Source organism: Mycolicibacterium neoaurum (assembly GCF_036946495.1).
GTDB lineage: Bacteria > Actinomycetota > Actinomycetes > Mycobacteriales > Mycobacteriaceae > Mycobacterium > Mycobacterium neoaurum_B.
Genome location: NZ_JAQIIX010000002.1, coordinates 3,241,211 through 3,256,648, shown reverse-complemented (window position 1 = coordinate 3,256,648; position 15,438 = coordinate 3,241,211). Strand labels below are relative to the sequence as shown.

Genomic DNA, 15,438 nt, shown 5'->3' with positions numbered 1-15,438 from the left:
CTCCGCATACCCGAGCGCCCGGACCGACAAACTGCCTCGCTCAGTCCGGTGGCCCGGCCCGCATCCGCGACCACAGCGGCAGGCCCACCCAGAAGAGTGCGATGGCCAACGCGGTGACCGATCCGGCCACGATGCCGGCCTGCAGATTACCCACCGCTCCGAAAATCAGCACCATCACACCGGCCAAAGTCAGTGCGAGAAACACGATTCCGGCATAGGAAAGCCGGTGCGCGGTGGTGACGACGATGTCGAGCCGATGCCTGCGGAACATCGCCCGGTGGATGCCGATGGGGGCGATCAACAGCACCGTGGCGGCGATGGAGCATGACACCGTCGCCAGGTAGACGCTCCGCAGTTCGGCCGGCAGACCTTCGAATCGATCATGGAACGGCAGTGTCAGCAGTAGGCCGGTGAGCAACTGGACACCGGTCTGCACCACCCGTAGCTCCTGCAAAAGGCTGGACCAGTTACGGTCCAGCCTTTGCGTGCTCGTCTCGTGCCGAGCCGCCTCGTTCCAGCGACGGTCGCCCTCCAGGCTGTCCATCTCCGGCCGCCACGCGTCGACCGCGCTCCGGCGTCAGTACCAGGCACGCCGACCCGCCACCGGGCGACCGATGGAACCCAGCAGCCAGAAGACCGCGCCGGCGACCAGCAGGACCACGCCGGCGACCCACAGCAGGTAGACGTTGAGTACGAATCCCAGGATCAGCAGCATTGCTCCGAGAATTATCATGACACCCTCACTTCCATGGTTCCCATCGAACTCGGTTGCGGCAGGCGGCAATCCGTGACCTTCGGATTGACACCGGCATAGTTGAGCGGGCCCGCGACAACGGTCAGCGCAATGGAACCCGCCGTAGCGCAATTCGTTTCACCACCGGCGAAGTAATCGCGCTGCCAGGCGGCGAACACTCCGATCAACAACCAGACCAGCACCACCGTGCCGATGAGTCCACGCCCCATGGGATCCTCCGTCGCATATCGGTTGCAGGTTGATCGATTGCACCGGCGGAATACCCTGCTGACGACGGCGTCAAACGCCGATCCTTGGTGGTTCGGGGCGCAGTCGGCGACGATCAGCTGCCGAATCCACCGATGGCCGGCAGCCCCATCGTCAGGACGAGCAGCATCAACAGCATCAGGAACCAACCGGCCCCCTGCCAGGCCCACCACGAGCCGTTGCTCTTCCATATCCGATAGGTACGCACGAATGCGCGGACGCCCGCCGCGAACAGGATGACCGGCGCCCCGAGCGCCAGCGCCAGACGTTGTGGGCGTCCGCACGCGGCCGAATCGGTGACGAGACCATCGCATCCGCGGGCAAGAACGGCGGCGATGATCAGGAACAGCACCCCCACGACCGCGGCGACGACGCCGAATCGGATCGCGGATCGGGTTTCCGGTGCATCTCGCATGGACATGCCGCCGGATTGCCCGGCACCGCCTGCGGCAAACGTCAGCAATCGGCGCGCAGATGTGCGGTCAGTAACAGCCGGTCATACACGCTGCGATGTGGGAGTTGCTCGTGGTAATCGAGTTCGAGGAAATCCTTGACCAGCTGCTGCGCCAGCGACTTCAGTCGGGTGTTGGTTTCCTGTGAGCGCCATCGCAACAGTTCGAAGGCGGCATCCTCGCCGATCCGGTAGACGAGCATCAGCATGCCCTTGGCCTGTTCGATACCGCTGCGCGCCTCGGTGATCTCGACGACCGCCTCGCTCACCTGGTTCTGCTGCTCGCGCGAGCGTGTTGCCCGCGGGGGCGTCAGGTCTATATAGAACCCGTGGCTGCCGATGACGGTATGCCTTGACTCGTCGAACAACCGGTCGCCGACCACCACGACGTCATGGGTATCGCCGTGCGTGTCGACGATGCGGTGCCGGGTGCTGAAAGCGGTTGCGGTGCGGCGAACCTCGTCCAGTGTCGCGGCGACCTGACCGCAGTCGTCGGGATGCTTGTGCACGAGCACCAACTCGGTCGTCGGCCGTGCGGTGCCCGGCTCGTAGCCGTGCATACGCTCGACTTCCGGCGACCATTCCCATCGATCGTCGGCGAAGTAGAACCGGTACCAACCGACGCGACGAGGTCCCCCATCGGCGAGCACACGCTCGACCGCCGGTTGCTCGTCTGGTCCGTCATCGGTCATCTCACATCGGATTATGCCTGCTACGACAGTCCTTCGGCGATGCGCTTGATCGCCATCAGGCGACGATCCCATTGCTGACCGATTGCGATCAGCTGCGCACCCAGCGCGCTCAATTTCGCCCCCAGGGCCCGATAGCGGATCTCCCGCCCGACAGGAACCGCCTCCACCAAGCCCGCATCCGAGAGCACCGAAAGATGTTTGGCGATCGCCTGCCTGCTCACCGGCAATAGGGTCGCCAGTGCGCTGGCGGACATGTCGGCCGAGCCGAGTTCGGTCAGGATGCGCCAACGCGTGTCATCGGCCAGCACGGCGAGCATGACCGGAGGCGCGCCCGTCACGCCGCGACTCCGAGCATCCGCACGAGGTCGTCGAGTTCGGTCTGCCAACCTCCGGTGTTGTCGGCATGCGCGGTCGCGGGGTCGTCCAGTTCGTCGAACCCGCTCTCCACCAGCGAAAGTCGCGTTCCGCCCGCGGTCGGCGTGAGCTCGAAGCGTACGACGGTGGAATTTCCCGGCACCGGGTCCACGTCGGCCTCGCGAGCCCACCGGTAGACCAGCAATCGCGGCGCATCGATCTGCTCGACCACCACCCGAAAACGGCCGTGTGTGGACCAGCCGAAGTACCCGACGCCCCCGGGCACCGGGTCCAATTCGGCGCTGTCTCCGAACCATTGGGCAATCAGGTCTTGCTCTGTGAGCGCGGCCCACACCGCAGCCGGAGTTGCGGCGATGTCGACGGTTCGGGCGATCTCGAGTGGGCCGGTCATGGCGTTGCTCCTTGTGTTGCTCCAGCAATGTGCAACTACAGAGTTGCACATTGTCGACAGGAACCGCAACCCCTGAGTTGCATGTCAGAGTGCCCTCCTAAGATCCGCTCGTGCGCCCGACGACCTTGCTCATCATCGGCATCCTCGCCGGCGGGACGGCGCTGCTCTGCGGCTCCAGTGCGATCACCGCTGTCGGCGCGGGGTTGGCCGCTGCGCTACTGGCCGCCGCGGTGCCGCATTTCCTGACCGGGCTGCGCACACCCGCAGCCGGTGAGAATCCGATCGACACCATGTCCGGAGTTGAATTCGAGGATTACGTGGCCCGGGTTGCGCGGTCCTGCGGCGTATCGGTGATCATGACCTCCGCGACCGGTGACTGGGGGGTCGACCTGATCGTCGGCAGACGCCCGGACCGCCTCGCCATCCAGTGCAAGCGAGTGGCACGACCGGTGGGCACCGGGGCGGTTCAGGAAGTGGTTGCCGGTGCCGCCATGCAGGATTGCACGCACACCATGGTGGTCACGAACAACGATTTCACCCCGGCAGCGCGGAAACTCGCCGAGCGGCACGGTTGCACGTTGGTCGGCGGCGCCGAGCTCCCCCGGCTGAAAGGTGCGATCCGCGATCTCGCGGGCCCGAGACGCTGACTACAGCCCACTCAGCACATCGCGCACTGCGTCGACCGCAGCGTCGAGTTCGGCGAGCGAGACCGTCAGGGCCGGCCGGAAACGCACCGAATCCGGCCCGCTGGCCAGCATGATCACCCGCCTATCCCACAACCTGCGCACCAGTTCGTCGCGCTCGGCCGCGGACGGCAGACTGAATGCACACATCAATCCACGCCCGCGCGGATCGAGCACTTTCTCGGGGAATTCGGTTGCCAGCCAGTGCAACCTGCCAAGCAAGTGCCTACCGGCGTCGACCGCATGCCCGATCAGGCCCTCGGCCTCGATGACTTCGAGGATGCGGCGCGACCGCACCATATCGGTCAGGTTGCCGCCCCAGGTCGAGTTGATGCGGGAACTGACGGCGAAGACGTTGTCGGCGACATCGTCGACACGGCGACCCGCCATCACGCCACACACCTGGGTCTTCTTGCCGAACGCCACCACATCCGGGGAGACGCCCAATTGCTGGTAGGCCCAAGCCGTTCCGGTGATACCGCAGCCCGTCTGCACCTCGTCGAAGATCAACAGCGCATCGAACTCATCGCACAGCTCGCGCATGGCGGCGAAGAACTCCGGCCGTATGTGCCGGTCACCGCCCTCGCCCTGCACCGGTTCGGCGATGAAGCAGGCGATGTCGTGGGGATGGGCGGTGAAGGCGGCCCGGGCCTGGCGTAGCGATTCGGCTTCCGACTCCGCGATATCGACACCTGGCCGGACGTAGGGGGTGTCGATGCGCGGCCAGTCGAACTTGGGAAACCGCGCCACCTTGTTCGGATCGGTATTGGTCAGCGACAACGTGTATCCACTGCGGCCATGGAAGGCCCCGCGCAGGTGCAGCACCTTGGTGCCCAGCTCAGGGTTTCGCCCGTTGGCTTCGTTGTGTCGGCTCTTCCAATCGAAGGCCACCTTGAGCGCATTCTCCACCGCCAGCGCTCCCCCGTCGACGAAGAACAGATGCGGCAATGCCGGATCGCCGAGCACGCGTGCGAAGGTCTGGACGAATCGCGCCATCGGCACGGTGTACACGTCCGAATTGCTCGGCTTGTTGACCGCCGCCTGCGCCAGCTCGGCGCAGAACGCGGTGTCATCGGCCAGCGCGGGATGGTTCATCCCCAATGCCGACGATGCGAAGAACGTGAACATGTCCAGATATCGGCTGCCGTCCCTGGCATCGACGAGCACCGATCCGCGCGAGGCCTCGAGGTCGAGCACCAGATCCATGCCATCGGTGAGCACACTGGCGCGCAGAACATCATGAACCCGGTCGGGGGTCACGCCCCGGTCGCCGGTGGCAGGTGAAGTCAGAACAGCGGTCATACCGCGATCCTAACGCAATATTTACGGTTATATAATCTCGATGCAGGAACTATTTCGGTAGATATGCGCGACCGTCGTAAAAAGTCTGTAAGATGATGGTGCTTCGGGTGCGGACGTTGGCGGCTGTCCTGATTCGCTGCAGCAGGTCTTCCAGCGCCCGCGCCGAGGCGACACGTACCAGGAGCACATAGCTTTCGTCGCCGGCGACGGAATGGCACGACTCGATTTCGTCGATATGGCGAAGTCGGGCAGGAGCATCATCGGGTTGAGAGGGGTCCAGCGGAGTGATCGCCACGAACGCCGAGAGCATGTGCCCCACGGTCTCGGGGTTGACCCGCGCGGTGTACCCGAGAATCACCTCGCGGGACTCCAACCGACGCACCCGCGACTGGACGGCCGACACCGACAGCCCCGCGGTGGCGGCCAGATGCGCCAGCGTCGCACGCCCGTCAGCGACCAACTCCCGTACCAGCAGCCGGTCTATCTCGTCGAGATGCTCGATGTCGGTCATGGCCGCACTGTATCGGAGGTCCCGTGCCGCACTGTGAAACCTGGCAGCTGCGGGCACAATTCGCCGCGGCGCTGTCCTGCATGTACGGCTCCGAGGTGCCGGCCTACGACACCTTGGTGGAGGTCAGCGCCGCCGTCAACGCCGACCACCTGCGGCGTCACCCCCAGGATCGGCGCCTGGGTTCGTTGGAGCGCGTCACCGCGGAACGGCACGGAGCCATCCGGGTCGGCAACGTCCACGAGCTGCGGCAGGTAGCCGATCTGTTCTCGGCCTTCGGCATGTTTCCCGTGGGGTTCTACGATCTGCGCACCGCCGCCTCCCCCGTCCCGGTGGTGTCCACCGCCTTCCGGCCGATCCATGCCGACGAACTGGCCCGAAACCCGTTTCGGGTCTTCACCTCCATGCTGGCCACCGCCGATACCCGTTTCTTCACACCCGAGCTGCGCACCAGGGTGGAGACGTTCTTGAGCCGTCGGTGCCTGTTCGGCGACGAACTGCTCTCGACCGCGCGCAGGATCGCCGACGACGGCGGGTGTCCCGCCGAGGAAGCCCACGATTTCGTCACCGCTGCCGTGGCCTGCTTCGCCCTGTCCCGCGAACCCATCGACCGCGGCTGGTACGACGAACTGTCGGCCGTCTCGGCAGTGGCCGCCGATATCGCCGGGGTGCGCAGCACCCATATCAATCACCTGACGCCCCGGGTCCTGGACATCGATGCCCTGCAACGGTCCATGACACGGCGCGGCATCACGATGATCGAGGCCATCCAGGGTCCACCGGCGATCGACGGTCCCGAAGTCCTGTTGCGGCAAACCTCGTTCCGGGCGCTGGCCGAGCCGCGCCGCTTCCGCGACGCCGACGGCGGCATATCCGAGGGATCGCTGCGGGTGCGCTTCGGCGAGGTCGAACAGCGCGGCGTGGCGCTGACACCGCGTGGGCGCTCACGCTACGACACCGCAATGGCCGAACCCGACCCGGCCGCCAGCTGGCACCGCCATTTCCCGGCCTCCGACGAGCAGATGTGCTCCGAGGGGCTCGCCTACTACTACCGCGGCGATCCGACCAGACCCGTTGTGTACGAGGACTTCCTGCCCGCCTCGGCCGCGGGGATCTTCCGCTCGAATCTAGATCGGGACGCCGAGGCCACCGATCGCCCCGACGATACCCAGTACAGCCAGCACTGGATGGCCGACCGCATCGGCCACCACATCCACGATCCCTACGAGCTCTACGAGAAAGCCGCGTGTACATGACCAGCGTCCTGACCTCCTCCCTACCGACCGCCGATGAGCTGCGCGCCAAGGTGCGCGCCGCACTCGACGCGCTGGGCTGCACCACCGAGCTGGCCGGTCCGGGTGCGCCGGGCCTGCCTGCGAGCACACCGGTCACCGGCGAGGTGCTCTTCACCGTCCCGGAATCCAGCTCGGCCGACGCCGACTCCGTCATCGCCGCCGCCGCAGCGGCTTTCACCTCCTGGCGGACCACCCCGGCGCCGGTACGCGGCGCGCTGGTCGCCCGGCTCGGCGAACTGCTCACCGCACACAAGGCGGAACTGGCCACGCTGGTCACCGTAGAGGCAGGCAAGATCACCTCCGAAGCGCTCGGCGAGGTGCAGGAGATGATCGACATCTGCCAGTTCGCCGTGGGGCTGTCCCGACAGCTGTACGGCAAGACCATCGCCTCCGAACGGCCCGGGCACCGACTCATGGAGACCTGGCATCCGCTCGGGGTGGTCGGCGTCATCACCGCCTTCAACTTCCCGGTGGCGGTGTGGGCGTGGAACACCGCGGTGGCACTGGTGTGCGGCGACACCGTGGTGTGGAAGCCCTCGGAGCTGACCCCGCTGACCGCACTCGCCTGCCAGGCGCTGATCGAGCGGGCAGCCGCCGACGTCGGCGTTGCGGGCACGGTGTGCGGCCTGGTCCAGGGCGGCCGCGATATCGGTGAGCAGCTGGTCGACGATCCGCGCGTCGCACTGGTCAGCGCCACCGGCTCGGTCCGGATGGGCCGCGAGGTCGGACCGCGGGTTGCCGCCCGGTTCGGCAAGGTGCTCCTGGAGTTGGGCGGAAACAACGCCGCCATCGTGACCCCGTCGGCGGACCTGGACCTGGCCGTGCGGGCCATCGTGTTCTCGGCCGCAGGCACCGCCGGCCAGCGCTGCACAACCATGCGCCGGGTCATCGCGCATCGTTCGATCGCCGACACCCTCGTGCAGCGAATCGCGACCGCGTACACCAGCCTGCCGGTCGGCGATCCTGCTGCCGAGGGCACGTTGGTGGGTCCGCTGATCCATGAGCGCTCCTACCGGGACATGGTCGGTGCGCTGGAGCAGGCCCGCGCCGACGGCGGCGATGTCACCGGAGGTGAACGTGTCGACCTCGGCGCAGAGGGCTACTACGTGCGACCCGCCGTCGTCCGGATGCCTGCCCAGACGGCGGTGATGCATGCGGAGACCTTCGCCCCGATCCTGTACGTGCTGACCTACGACGATCTCGACGACGCCATCGCGATGAACAATGCGGTGCCCCAGGGCCTGTCGTCGGCGATCTTCACCACCGACATCCGCGAGGCGGAACGGTTCATGTCCGCCGACGGCTCCGACTGCGGCATAGCGAACGTCAATATCGGTACCTCCGGCGCGGAGATCGGAGGGGCGTTCGGCGGCGAGAAGGAGACCGGAGGTGGCCGGGAATCGGGCTCGGATTCGTGGAAGGGCTACATGCGCCGGGCCACCAACACCGTGAACTATTCCTCCGAACTCCCCCTTGCACAGGGGGTCCGGTTCGGCTGAGTCGGTAGGTTTTAGTATGACCGCGTGAGCGAGCAGGTCGAACAGAGAGAATTCCAGGCAGAGGCGCGTCAGCTGCTTCAGCTGATGGTGCACTCCATCTACTCGAACAAGGACTCGTTCCTGCGGGAACTGGTGTCCAACGCCTCCGACGCGCTGGACAAGCTGCGGCTGGCGTCCTACCAGGACAAGGATCTCGACGTCGATACGTCGGATCTGCACATCGACATCGATCCCGATGCCTCGGCACGCACGCTGACCATCCGCGACAACGGCATCGGCATGTCGCGTGATGAGGTCGTCGACCTGATCGGCACTCTGGCCAAGTCCGGCACCGGTGAGCTGCGCCGCAAGTTGGCCGAGGCGAAGCAGACCGGTGACGCCACGGGCGGGCGAAGTGGCGATGTCGACGATCTGATCGGCCAGTTCGGCATCGGCTTCTACTCGACATTCATGGTCGCCGACAAGGTCGATCTGGTTACCCGGAAGGCCGGCGAAAGCACTGCCACACGTTGGGAGTCCAGCGGGGACGGGACCTACACCATCGCGACCGTCGACGATGCTCCGCAGGGCACCTCGGTCACCCTGCACCTCAAGCCCGAGGACGCCGACGACGAACTGCACGACTACACCGCACCGTGGAAGATCCGGCAGCTGGTCAAGAAGTACTCCGACTTCATTTCGTGGCCGATCCGGATGGAGGTCGAGAAGACCGTCCCGGCACCCGAGGGCGCCGAGGAGGGCACCGCTGCGACGGTCACCACCGAGATCGAGACCATCAACTCGCGCGTCGCGCTCTGGGCAAAGTCCAAGAGCGAAGTTTCCGACGAGGAGTACAAGGAGTTCTACCGGCACATCGCCCATGCCTGGGACGAGCCCCTCGAGGTCATCGCGATGAAGGCCGAAGGCACCTTCGAGTATCAGGCGTTGTTGTTCATCCCGTCACAGGCGCCGTTCGACCTGTTCAATCGCGACGGGAACACCGGTGTGCAGTTGTACGTCAAGCGCGTCTTCATCATGGGCGATTGTGACGAGCTGATGCCGGAGTATCTGCGCTTCGTCAAGGGCGTCGTCGACGCCCAGGACATGTCGCTCAACGTGTCCCGCGAGATCCTGCAGCAGGACCGCCAAATCAAGGTGATTCGCCGAAGCCTGACCAAGAAAGTGCTATCGGCGATCAAGGATCTGCAGGCCAACCGTCCCGACGACTATGCAACGTTCTGGACGCAGTTCGGGCGTGCCTTCAAGGAGGGTTTGCTCTCCGACGCCGACAACCGCGACACCCTGCTGACGCTGTCATCGTTCGCCTCGACGCACTCCGAGGACACACCCACCACGCTGGCCGACTACGTGAGCCGGATGAAGGATGATCAGCACCAGATCTTCTACGCCACGGGTGAGTCCCGTCAGTTGCTCGAGCGCTCACCGCACCTGGAAGCCTTCAAGGCCAAGGGCTACGAGGTGCTGCTGCTCACCGATCCGGTCGACGAGGTGTGGGTCGAGTCGGTGCCCGAGTTCGACGGCAAACCCCTGCAGTCCGTCGCGAAGGGCGAGGTCGACCTCAGCGGCGACGAGGCCGACAAGCCCGAGAGCGGTGATTTCGCCGAGTTGCTTTCCTGGCTGCAGGAGACCCTCGACGAGCACGTCAAGGAGGTGCGACTGTCGACGCGGTTGACCTCGTCGCCGGCGTGCCTGATCACCGACACCTTCGGCATCACCCCGCAGTTGGCGCGCATGTACCGTGCGTCCGGCCAGGACGTGCCGGTCGGTAAGCGCATCCTGGAACTCAACCCCGAGCACGCCCTCGTGAAAGGATTGCGGGACGGCTTGGCGTCGGGCGCCGACGGGCTCAGCGATGCTGCCGAGTTACTCTACGGCACAGCACTTCTCGCTGAAGGAGGGTCGCTCGACGATCCCGCCCGATTTGCCGCCATCTTGGCCGACCGACTGGCCAAGACCTTCTAGTTCGCCTCGCGGCCGGTACCACTGTTCAGTTGTCAATGTGCGAGTTGTCAAGGTGCGCGGTGGCTTTGGGTTACGCAGCCGTCGGTAGGTCGGTCATGGTGCGGCGGGCGTGCGATCGCAGATGTGCCGGTTCGGGTTCCCCGGGTGCGTGGGGTGGGATGAACCAGGGATGGCGGTCTCTACCGAGGTAGACCCGCCAGCCACCGTGATGGATCACGCCGTGATGCAGCCGACACAGCAACACCCCGTTGTCCACACTGGTTGTGCCGCCGGCGCTCCAGGGTTGGATGTGGTGGGCATCGCACCAGGACACCGGACGCCCACACCCCGGGTGGGCACACCCACCGTCACGCACGCCGAGTGCTTTGCGGATCGCCGGGGTGAACAGCCGCTCGGCCCGCCCGACGTCCAGCGGTACTCCGGTGTGATCGACGATCACATTGGTCAACGTGGCATCACAGGCGATCAGGTCCGCGGTCGCGGCGCTGACCGGTCCGGCGAACCCGAGCCGATCGACTGTATCCTGACCGCCCTGCGCCACTGCCACCCCTGGTCGGATCAACGTGACGTGTGGCAGCACCCCGCCGGACATCGGCCGCCTCGACTGCGCCAGATAGGTGCGCAGCACCTGCCCGAGCGCCTCCGCCCGCCGCACGCCGATAGGTCGTGGGTCCGCCGACCCGTCGGGTTGCGGGACCGGTCGGCATAACGGATCCAGCGCCGCACAGAGTTCTTCCCCGGTTCCGACGTCCAGGTCGAGGGTGGCCTCAAACCGGCCTTCGGCGTTCTGGACCAGGGTCATCTCGTTGAGGGCGGTGTCCTCGGCCACCGGCACTACCCGTTCTTCCCCCGGCTGCCCTGCGGTCTTCTCCAGGGCGATCGCGCGGGCTTTCGCCGCCACCTCCGCCGGGGTGGTCTGGATCATCAGCTTCGTCACCACCGTCGCCCGATCGTCGTCGGATAACGGCACCCGAGCCTCGATATGGGTGACACCTTTGCCGACGGCGTCGGCGAACTCGATACCGATCCCACCCAACCGCTGCGCCGAAACCACTGCAGGCAGCGCAGGTGCCATCCGCCCTACCCGCACCGCGCGCGTCGCCGCACTCGGGGCCATACCCAACAACCTCAACAGATCAGTCCCGGTGCGCAGGTGCCGCCGTCCCGGCAACCCGACCCGTTCGGCCGCCGCCACCGCCGAAGCGATCACAAAATCCAGCAGATTCCGGGCGGTCACCGCCGCAGCCAGCACGTCCAGTAATGCCTGGTCATCGACCACCGGCCGCGGACACCGCACCCACCGACCCAAACTCGCCCCCACGTCATCCTCCGAGGGCACCGCAGCGAGCTCATCGATGAGCGCATCGACAAACGCATCAAGACAGGTGGCGTCCATAACGGATACCGACTTCCCCACAGCACCCAACCAAGGGCACCATCAAACACACACAGCCCGCCCGATCCCCCGGACAGGGACCGTCGAACCCCGCGGCGACCGAAGTCGCGGTCTGCGGCTCACCGGATCCAAGGATCGGGAACCACGGCGCGTTCGAACTTGTGTTCGACGCTACACCGAATTCGGGCCTTCTGCAAGGGTTCTCTCCGGGACATCACACTCGACCGAAAGCGCACTGGTAGACACGACTCATGCAGATCGAAGACAGCGTCGTCGTCATCACCGGAGCGGGATCGGGTATCGGGAAGGCACTGGCCGTGGCATTCACCGCCGCAGGTGCCTCCGTCGTCGCCGGTGATATCGACGCGACGGCGGCCGCCGCGACCGCCGCCGAGATCGGCGGTCAGACGATCGGCGTCGGCGTCGACGCCTCGACGGTCGACGGGATCGCGACGCTGCTGGAAGCCGCACGCTCGACATTCGGACCGGTCGACATCTTCGTCGCCAACGCAGGCATCATCGGTGCACCAGAGCTGGGTACCGATGCCGATTGGGACCGGGTGCTGGACGTCAACCTGCGGGCGCACATCCGCGCCGCGGACGCGCTGATCCCGGAGTGGACGGCCCGCGGCAGCGGTTACTTTGTGGCGGTCGCCTCTGCGGCCGGACTGCTCACCCAGATCGGTGCCGCCGGGTACGCGGTCACCAAGCACGCTGCAGTCGGATTCGCAGAATGGCTGGCAATCACCCACGGCGACAACGGCATCGGTGTCACCGTGGTCTGCCCGATGGGAGTCGCCACGCCGCTACTGGACGCGATCGTCGACTCGACCGATGACACTGCCAGGGTGGCCGCCGCGTCCATCACGACGGCGGGCGAGGTGCTCTCGGCCGACGACGTCGCCGCCGCCACCCTGGCCGGGGTGCGCGACGGTACATTCCTGGTGCTGCCCCACCCCGGCGTGCTGGACATGTACCGCGGCAAGGGTGCCGACTACGAACGCTGGATCAAAGGGATGCGCCGCTATCAGCGCGCGCTACGGGGATGACGCGGCCGCCACACACGATCAGCCGACCGTCGCCAGGCCCAGCGCAGGAACCAGCACGCGGTGCAGATAGTCCCGCAGGGCGTCCTCCGATTCGGTTATGTCACTGGCAAATTCAAGAAATGAGAGATGGAGCCGGGTGAACGTCTCTGTCATCTCGTCGAGGTGGGGTTCCATGTCCGGTGCATAGGCAAGGATCGGCTCCAGGAATTGCCGGGCGATGGCGATGGACTCGGGAGCCAATACGCGTCTGCTCTGTTCGACCTGACCCAATACGGTCATCATCGGCGAGATCGCGGGATTGCGAAGGAACTCGGCCCGGGCGGCCATGAACAGCTCGACGGCATAATCCGCCGCCGTCGTATTGCTCTTCGCAGCCGTCATGATCCGCTCTGACGCGCGCGCGGCCTCCGTTTCGAGAGCCTTGGCTACGATCTCCTCCTTGGTGGCGAAGTACTTATAGATCGTCTGCCGTGACACCCCAGCAGCCTGGGCGATCGCCGTCAGCGACGTCCGTTCCAAACCGAGGGCAGCCAGGCATCGCGACGCCGCATCCACGATGTGCTCCCGCGGGTCGGTCGGCGCCCCTTGGCGTCGCCAGGCCACCCGGCGGGGCAATGCGGCGTCCACCACCTCGAATCACCCCTCACCATCACGACATTGCCAAACGATCTCTGCATCATGTCAGGTTGCGCTTCTCTTCCGCCCACCGACGGTGGTCCCCACGTAGGAGCCGACGACGAGAACGATCGAAAACACCAGCGCCAATAAGGCATAGCTCAGCGATCCGGTTCGGCCGCCACCGGGGGCGATACCCTCCACAGCTGCGAAATAGCCCGGTAAGGCAGTAATCCAGATCGCCACTGCCACAAACAAATACACAGCCACACAGATAGCAGCAAACAAGTCGTTCCGAACACCCGCGGGCACTCTGTCCGGATGCGATCTCCTGAGCCGATACTCGCGCACATACGTCACGGCGGTGATGATTCCGGCGCCGATCACCAGCGACCAGATGACGATCAACCGCGCGGCGACGACAGGGACACCCAGAAGATCGAGCAGGAAGGTCGGAGCTGCGAAGACGAATTGCACCGGCCACACGAGCAACGACACCAGCGCCACCTTGCGCACCACGCCGGATCGAGAACCGGGCCGGCACACCCACAACGCCGTCAGGACCATCCCGAACGGTATACCAAGGGTGAAGGCCTGCATGTTGACAAGGGGCACCGACCCGAGTGCTGGTACCGAGGTCGAAAGATCCTGGTTCCATACCCACCAACGCAATTGCGGTCCGACGGTGTCCACTATCTGATAGAGGCAGTGGAAGATGAACGCGACACATGTCGCCGCGACGAAGGGGTTGCGGCGTTGCAGAATTCCCGTTCGCTGGACCAACACGTAGGCAAGGTAGGCGTACACCGGATACATGGCCACGATGTACAGCGGCATGCGGTCGTAGAGGAATTGGATCGAGAACTGGTTGTGCACGAACGTCAGCCCCATGAGTTCCTCTAGCCCGAACCATTGCGGAAAGTAGGCGATCGGTTCGATCAGCAGCAGACACACGATGCTGGACAGCCAGATCACCAGGTTCGAAGAGTCACCGTGGGCTCGCCTCCACCGCACCGCGTGAACGAGGCAGCCGATCGCGAGCCCGATCAGTAGGAACTCGATGACGGGCATGGAGGCGTTCTGCAGCGCGAGCGGATTGCGCAACGTGACCAATGCGCCACCGTCGCAATCGAGTCCGCCCGCCTGCTCCGCCAATGCGCGAAATGCCGGTGTGCAGGTATCCACCGGTCAGCTCCCGTCCCGTTCGCTCCAGTACCAGCGCACGACATCCTCGCCCCGCTCGTACCGGACGAACCACTTGTCGGCGAACTCGGGCAACCTCTCGAATTCGGGTTCATGTCCGGGTATCTGTGCTGCACAGATACCTCGGATCGCGGCCAGCTTGTCACGCAGCGGTACGGAGCCGAGCAGCGCAGGTGCCTTCCGGCGTAGGCGCCGTGAGGACCGGACACTTCCCATCCTGTCGACAGCGGGCACGTGAGCCTCAAAACCCGTTGTCACCAATTGTGTTTGTTGTGCCAGGTGACTGACGACAGCCGGTAGCGCCCGCAACCGGAGGGCCTTGCTCGGGACCACCGCATCGTAGATCCGCAACGCCGAGCTACGGTGTTCGATCTCCTCGACGAAGTGCCACAGGAACATCGACGCGATGCGGTCGTCCCCGGGCCGGAAGAGTGTCTGCTCGTGATCGAGCAACAGCGTGAACGCCGGCGTGAACGTTGCCTCGATATCCGCGATGTAGGCGAGCTTGAAGGGCAGTGCTGTTGTCTCGTCCAGTTTTCGATAGTCGGCGATGACCGCATCGAGGGTGCCACTCAGTCCGGGATAGCTCCTGACGAGCGATCGCACGTGCTGCTGGTGTGCGCTGGAGTGTTGGGCCTCCTGACGCAGGAACGCGTCGGCCTCCGCGACAACCGCCGGATCGCTGATCAAAGGCATCGCCTGCCGCACGACTGAGACGATGAATCGTTCGAACCCGATGGCCATGATCGACAGAACGTTCCCGCCGACCGACAGCGCCGGATTCTGCGGGTTCCACAGGAACGGAACGGGATCGCGGAAGTCGAACCGGATTCTGCGGACCTTCAGTGCTGTCACGACGTCCCCTTTCGGCCGCGACCGCAACCTCCCCCGGGCGCGCTCACGCTGGTTACCAACATTGACACTAAGAGTCATTATTGTCAATCAAGGCGCTGAAAGGGCTGCCCGCCTCGCCTGCGTCATCGACGCCCACTGGTGCCTCCACCGCCGGGGCTGCCT

At 65.4% G+C, this 15,438-nt stretch carries 18 protein-coding genes; 5 read left to right on the top strand and 13 right to left on the bottom strand.

The window, feature by feature from the left end; translation table 11 throughout:
- Positions 1-40: 40 nt before the first annotated feature.
- The 7 genes from PGN27_RS21055 to PGN27_RS21025 form a co-directional block, all read right to left on the bottom strand.
- Positions 41-544, bottom strand: a complete 504-nt coding sequence (locus PGN27_RS21055; protein WP_335327857.1) for a DUF6328 family protein — start codon at positions 542-544, stop codon at positions 41-43.
- Between the two features lie 33 nt (positions 545-577).
- On the bottom strand, positions 578-733 hold the full coding sequence (locus tag PGN27_RS21050) for a hypothetical protein (RefSeq protein WP_335327856.1): 156 nt from the start codon (positions 731-733) through the stop codon (positions 578-580).
- On the bottom strand, positions 730-963 hold the full coding sequence (locus PGN27_RS21045; RefSeq protein WP_030134786.1) for a hypothetical protein: 234 nt from the start codon (positions 961-963) through the stop codon (positions 730-732). Before PGN27_RS21045 ends, PGN27_RS21050 begins: the two co-directional genes overlap by 4 nt.
- 113 nt (positions 964-1,076) lie before the next feature.
- Complete coding sequence (locus PGN27_RS21040; protein ID WP_335327855.1) at positions 1,077-1,421, bottom strand: hypothetical protein; 345 nt, start codon at positions 1,419-1,421, stop codon at positions 1,077-1,079.
- A 35-nt stretch (positions 1,422-1,456) separates the two neighbouring features.
- Positions 1,457-2,143: a PAS and ANTAR domain-containing protein gene (locus PGN27_RS21035; protein ID WP_335327854.1), complete on the bottom strand. Its 687-nt coding sequence runs from the start codon at positions 2,141-2,143 to the stop codon at positions 1,457-1,459.
- 20 nt (positions 2,144-2,163) lie between these two features.
- The gene (locus PGN27_RS21030) at positions 2,164-2,460 is read right to left on the bottom strand and encodes an ArsR/SmtB family transcription factor (RefSeq protein ID WP_335328805.1); all 297 of its coding nucleotides are present in this window, start codon (positions 2,458-2,460) and stop codon (positions 2,164-2,166) included.
- A 17-nt stretch (positions 2,461-2,477) separates the two neighbouring features.
- Positions 2,478-2,909: an SRPBCC domain-containing protein gene (locus tag PGN27_RS21025; protein WP_335327853.1), complete on the bottom strand. Its 432-nt coding sequence runs from the start codon at positions 2,907-2,909 to the stop codon at positions 2,478-2,480.
- A gap of 110 nt (positions 2,910-3,019) precedes the next feature.
- Here PGN27_RS21025 and PGN27_RS21020 point away from each other — a divergent pair, with 110 nt between their 5' ends.
- A complete protein-coding gene (locus PGN27_RS21020; protein WP_335327852.1) occupies positions 3,020-3,556 on the top strand; it encodes a restriction endonuclease in 537 nt (178 codons plus the stop codon).
- Here PGN27_RS21020 and lat read toward each other — a convergent pair whose 3' ends face one another.
- Together lat and PGN27_RS21010 are read right to left on the bottom strand one after the other, a co-directional pair.
- The gene (lat, locus tag PGN27_RS21015; RefSeq protein ID WP_335327851.1) at positions 3,557-4,894 is read right to left on the bottom strand and encodes an L-lysine 6-transaminase; all 1,338 of its coding nucleotides are present in this window, start codon (positions 4,892-4,894) and stop codon (positions 3,557-3,559) included.
- 49 nt (positions 4,895-4,943) lie between these two features.
- Positions 4,944-5,405, bottom strand: coding sequence for an Lrp/AsnC family transcriptional regulator (locus PGN27_RS21010; RefSeq protein WP_019514775.1), 462 nt, complete (start codon positions 5,403-5,405; stop codon positions 4,944-4,946).
- A gap of 23 nt (positions 5,406-5,428) precedes the next feature.
- On the opposite strand from PGN27_RS21010, the gene hglS reads away from it, so the two are divergent.
- Genes hglS through htpG form a run of 3 tightly spaced genes read left to right on the top strand, consistent with a single transcriptional unit; the run spans position 5,429 to position 10,158 of the window.
- Complete coding sequence (gene hglS, locus PGN27_RS21005; RefSeq protein WP_335327850.1) at positions 5,429-6,658, top strand: 2-oxoadipate dioxygenase/decarboxylase; 1,230 nt, start codon at positions 5,429-5,431, stop codon at positions 6,656-6,658.
- Positions 6,655-8,196 carry an L-piperidine-6-carboxylate dehydrogenase gene (gene amaB / locus PGN27_RS21000; protein ID WP_335327849.1) on the top strand — a complete coding sequence of 514 codons (1,542 nt, stop codon included), beginning with the start codon at positions 6,655-6,657 and terminating at the stop codon, positions 8,194-8,196. Before hglS ends, amaB begins: the two co-directional genes overlap by 4 nt.
- A gap of 24 nt (positions 8,197-8,220) precedes the next feature.
- On the top strand, positions 8,221-10,158 hold the full coding sequence (gene htpG / locus PGN27_RS20995) for a molecular chaperone HtpG (protein WP_335327848.1): 1,938 nt from the start codon (positions 8,221-8,223) through the stop codon (positions 10,156-10,158).
- 70 nt (positions 10,159-10,228) lie between these two features.
- Here htpG and PGN27_RS20990 read toward each other — a convergent pair whose 3' ends face one another.
- Complete coding sequence (locus PGN27_RS20990) at positions 10,229-11,554, bottom strand: HNH endonuclease signature motif containing protein (RefSeq protein ID WP_335327847.1); 1,326 nt, start codon at positions 11,552-11,554, stop codon at positions 10,229-10,231.
- A 251-nt stretch (positions 11,555-11,805) separates the two neighbouring features.
- Here PGN27_RS20990 and PGN27_RS20985 point away from each other — a divergent pair, with 251 nt between their 5' ends.
- Positions 11,806-12,603 carry an SDR family oxidoreductase gene (locus tag PGN27_RS20985; RefSeq protein WP_335327846.1) on the top strand — a complete coding sequence of 266 codons (798 nt, stop codon included), beginning with the start codon at positions 11,806-11,808 and terminating at the stop codon, positions 12,601-12,603.
- A gap of 18 nt (positions 12,604-12,621) precedes the next feature.
- On the opposite strand, the gene PGN27_RS20980 is transcribed toward PGN27_RS20985, so the two are convergent.
- From PGN27_RS20980 to PGN27_RS20970, 3 genes are read right to left on the bottom strand one after another with little or no spacing between them, the layout of a single operon-like run.
- Positions 12,622-13,233, bottom strand: coding sequence for a TetR/AcrR family transcriptional regulator (locus tag PGN27_RS20980; protein WP_335327845.1), 612 nt, complete (start codon positions 13,231-13,233; stop codon positions 12,622-12,624).
- 51 nt (positions 13,234-13,284) lie between these two features.
- Positions 13,285-14,403 (bottom strand): hypothetical protein, encoded by a 1,119-nt coding sequence (locus PGN27_RS20975; protein ID WP_335327844.1) that lies wholly within the window; start codon positions 14,401-14,403, stop codon positions 13,285-13,287.
- A 3-nt stretch (positions 14,404-14,406) separates the two neighbouring features.
- Positions 14,407-15,276: a metal-dependent hydrolase gene (locus PGN27_RS20970; protein WP_335327843.1), complete on the bottom strand. Its 870-nt coding sequence runs from the start codon at positions 15,274-15,276 to the stop codon at positions 14,407-14,409.
- Between the last annotated feature and the right edge of the window lie 162 nt (positions 15,277-15,438).

Coding starts and splice junctions, on each gene's coding strand:
- PGN27_RS21055 (WP_335327857.1), bottom strand. CDS start 544: ATGGACAGCCTGGAGGGCGACCGTCGCTGGAACGAGGCGGCTCGGCAC.
- PGN27_RS21050 (WP_335327856.1), bottom strand. CDS start 733: ATGATAATTCTCGGAGCAATGCTGCTGATCCTGGGATTCGTACTCAAC.
- PGN27_RS21045 (WP_030134786.1), bottom strand. CDS start 963: ATGGGGCGTGGACTCATCGGCACGGTGGTGCTGGTCTGGTTGTTGATC.
- PGN27_RS21040 (WP_335327855.1), bottom strand. CDS start 1,421: ATGTCCATGCGAGATGCACCGGAAACCCGATCCGCGATCCGATTCGGC.
- PGN27_RS21035 (WP_335327854.1), bottom strand. CDS start 2,143: ATGACCGATGACGGACCAGACGAGCAACCGGCGGTCGAGCGTGTGCTC.
- PGN27_RS21030 (WP_335328805.1), bottom strand. CDS start 2,460: ATGCTCGCCGTGCTGGCCGATGACACGCGTTGGCGCATCCTGACCGAA.
- PGN27_RS21025 (WP_335327853.1), bottom strand. CDS start 2,909: ATGACCGGCCCACTCGAGATCGCCCGAACCGTCGACATCGCCGCAACT.
- lat (WP_335327851.1), bottom strand. CDS start 4,894: ATGACCGCTGTTCTGACTTCACCTGCCACCGGCGACCGGGGCGTGACC.
- PGN27_RS21010 (WP_019514775.1), bottom strand. CDS start 5,405: ATGACCGACATCGAGCATCTCGACGAGATAGACCGGCTGCTGGTACGG.
- amaB (WP_335327849.1), top strand. CDS start 6,655: ATGACCAGCGTCCTGACCTCCTCCCTACCGACCGCCGATGAGCTGCGC.
- PGN27_RS20990 (WP_335327847.1), bottom strand. CDS start 11,554: ATGGACGCCACCTGTCTTGATGCGTTTGTCGATGCGCTCATCGATGAG.
- PGN27_RS20985 (WP_335327846.1), top strand. CDS start 11,806: ATGCAGATCGAAGACAGCGTCGTCGTCATCACCGGAGCGGGATCGGGT.